Consider the following 2,408-nt stretch of genomic DNA (forward strand, 5'->3'; position numbering starts at 1 on the left):
CTGCGATTGTTCACGCACAACAGCAGCCTGCGATTCGGCTTGCCCGGTGACGAAGCCGCCTGGGTGCGACTGGCGCAGGCATTCGAAGATTTCGCCAAGGAAAACCAATGACCACGCTGATGGTGCAGGGCACCACATCGGATGCCGGTAAAAGCACGCTGGTGACCGCGCTGTGCCGTTGGGCCACGCGCCAGGGCGTCAGGGTGGTGCCGTTCAAGCCGCAGAACATGGCACTCAACAGTGCGGTGACCGCCGACGGTGGCGAGATTGGCCGCGCCCAGGCGGTCCAAGCCCAGGCCGCGAACCTTGAGCCGCACACCGACATGAATCCGGTGCTGCTCAAGCCCAACAGTGACACCGGTGCCCAAGTGATCGTCCATGGCCGCGCCGTCACCACCATGAACGCCGTCGCCTATCACGACTACAAGACCATCGCCCTGCAAGCGGTGTTGGCCTCCCACGAGCGCTTGAGCGCGGCGTATCCGCTGGTGATGGTCGAGGGCGCAGGCTCGCCGGCGGAAATCAATTTGCGGGCAGGTGACATCGCCAACATGGGCTTCGCCGAAGCGGTGGATTGCCCGGTGCTGCTGATTGCCGATATCAATCGCGGCGGGGTTTTCGCCCACCTGGTAGGCACCCTCGAACTGCTGTCGCCGAGCGAACAGGCGCGGGTCAAAGGCTTCATCATCAATCGTTTTCGTGGTGATATCGCGTTGCTGCAACCCGGTCTCGACTGGCTCGAAGAGCGCACCGGCAAACCGGTGATTGGCGTGCTGCCGTACGTGATGGACCTGCACCTGGAGGCCGAGGACGGCATCGATCAGCGCCAGGCCGATAAGGCTGAACAGGTGCTGAAGGTGGTGGTGCCGGTGCTGCCGCGCATCAGCAACCACACCGACTTCGATCCGCTGCGCCTGCATCCGCAAGTGGACCTGCAATTCATCGGCCCTGGCCAAGCCATTCCACCCGCCGATCTGATCATCCTTCCCGGCTCGAAAAGCGTGCGCAGCGACCTCGCGTACCTGCGGGCCAACGGCTGGGACACCGCCATCACCCGGCATCTGCGTTACGGCGGGAAACTCCTGGGAATTTGTGGCGGCCTGCAGATGCTCGGTGAGCAGGTGCATGACCCGCTGGGTCTCGAAGGTGCACCGGGATCCAGTGCCGGTTTGGGGCTGCTGGCGTTCCAGACCCAGCTCGAACAAGAGAAGCAGTTGCGTAATGTGCGTGGTCGCCTGGCGCTGGAAGATGCGCCGGTGGCGGGCTATGAAATTCATGCCGGCGTGACCACCGGACCGGCGCTGGAAAATGCTGCCGTGCAACTGGATGACGGTCGCTGTGATGGTGCGCAAAGTGTTGACGGGCAGATTTTCGGCACCTACCTGCACGGGCTGTTCGAATCGCCGGCGGCGTGCAGTGCGCTGCTGCGCTGGGCGGGTTTGCAGGAGGTGCAGGACGTGGATTACCACGCCTTGCGCGAGCGTGATATCGAACGACTGGCGGATCTGGTGGAGAAGCATCTGGATACCGGGCTGTTGCGACAGCTCTGCGGGATTTGAGGCGCCTGTCATGGCCTCATCGCGGGCAAGCCCGCTCCTACAGTTGATCTGCGTCGATCATAGATATTGGGTACACCTCATAACCCTGTAGGAGCGGGCTTGCCCGCGAAGGGGGCCGTCGCCTCCCTGAAGATTTCAAGGAAATAACCATGCTCCAACTGATCCTCGGCGGCGCCCGCTCCGGCAAGAGTCGCCTGGCTGAAAAACTCGCCATCGACAGCGCGCTGGCCGTGACCTACATCGCCACCAGCCAGCCACTCGATGGAGAAATGAGCGAGCGGGTGGCCCATCACCGCGCCCGTCGTCCTGCCGAATGGGCATTGATCGAAGAGCCGGTGGAACTGGCTCGGGTGCTGCGAGAGTCCGCCCGCGCCGACCGCTGCCTGCTGGTGGATTGCCTGACTCTGTGGCTGACCAACCTGCTGATGCTCGACGATGCCGCGCGCTTGCAAACCGAGCGCGATGCCTTGCTGGACTGCCTGGCGTCGCTGCCGGGTGAAATCATTTTTGTCAGCAACGAGACCGGAATGGGTGTCGTGCCGCTGGGCGAATTGACTCGCCTCTATGTCGATGAAGCCGGTTGGCTGCATCAAGCTCTGGCTGAGCGCTGTCAGCGTGTCGTCCTGACCGTCGCCGGCCTGCCCCTGACTTTGAAAGGAACTGCGTTATGACTCAATCCTGGTGGCTGAACCCGTGCAAGCCGGTCGATACCCAAGCGGTCGAACAGGCGCAGGCGCGGCAGCAGCAACTGACCAAACCCGCCGGCTCCCTCGGTCAGCTGGAATTGGTGGCGGTGCAACTGGCGGGGTTGCAGGGACGGGTCAAGCCGAGTCTGGATCAGGTATGGAT

Annotated in this window: 3 protein-coding genes and 1 pseudogene; all 4 read left to right on the top strand. The window is 63.0% G+C overall.

The window, feature by feature from the left end:
• Positions 1 to 111 (top strand): annotated as a pseudogene (locus tag ACXRVY_RS24480) (threonine-phosphate decarboxylase); the annotation flags it as partial.
• Positions 108 to 1,559 (top strand): cobyric acid synthase, encoded by a 1,452-nt coding sequence (locus ACXRVY_RS24485; RefSeq protein ID WP_223463312.1) that lies wholly within the window; start codon positions 108 to 110, stop codon positions 1,557 to 1,559. The pseudogene ACXRVY_RS24480 and the gene ACXRVY_RS24485, both read left to right, overlap by 4 nt.
• 149 nt (positions 1,560 to 1,708) lie before the next feature.
• Positions 1,709 to 2,230 (top strand): bifunctional adenosylcobinamide kinase/adenosylcobinamide-phosphate guanylyltransferase, encoded by a 522-nt coding sequence (gene cobU, locus ACXRVY_RS24490; RefSeq protein WP_223463311.1) that lies wholly within the window; start codon positions 1,709 to 1,711, stop codon positions 2,228 to 2,230.
• Positions 2,227 to 2,408 (top strand): nicotinate-nucleotide--dimethylbenzimidazole phosphoribosyltransferase (locus tag ACXRVY_RS24495; protein WP_458238471.1); only part of this gene is annotated, 182 nt, incomplete at its 3' end. The genes cobU and ACXRVY_RS24495, both read left to right, overlap by 4 nt.

This window comes from Pseudomonas sp. P5_A2_2, from assembly GCF_054177685.1.

Bases quoted from the DNA above. Each gene is read 5' to 3' on its own strand.
- ACXRVY_RS24485 (WP_223463312.1), top strand. From the start codon at position 108: ATGACCACGCTGATGGTGCAGGGCACCACATCGGATGCCGGTAAAAGC.
- cobU (WP_223463311.1), top strand. From the start codon at position 1,709: ATGCTCCAACTGATCCTCGGCGGCGCCCGCTCCGGCAAGAGTCGCCTG.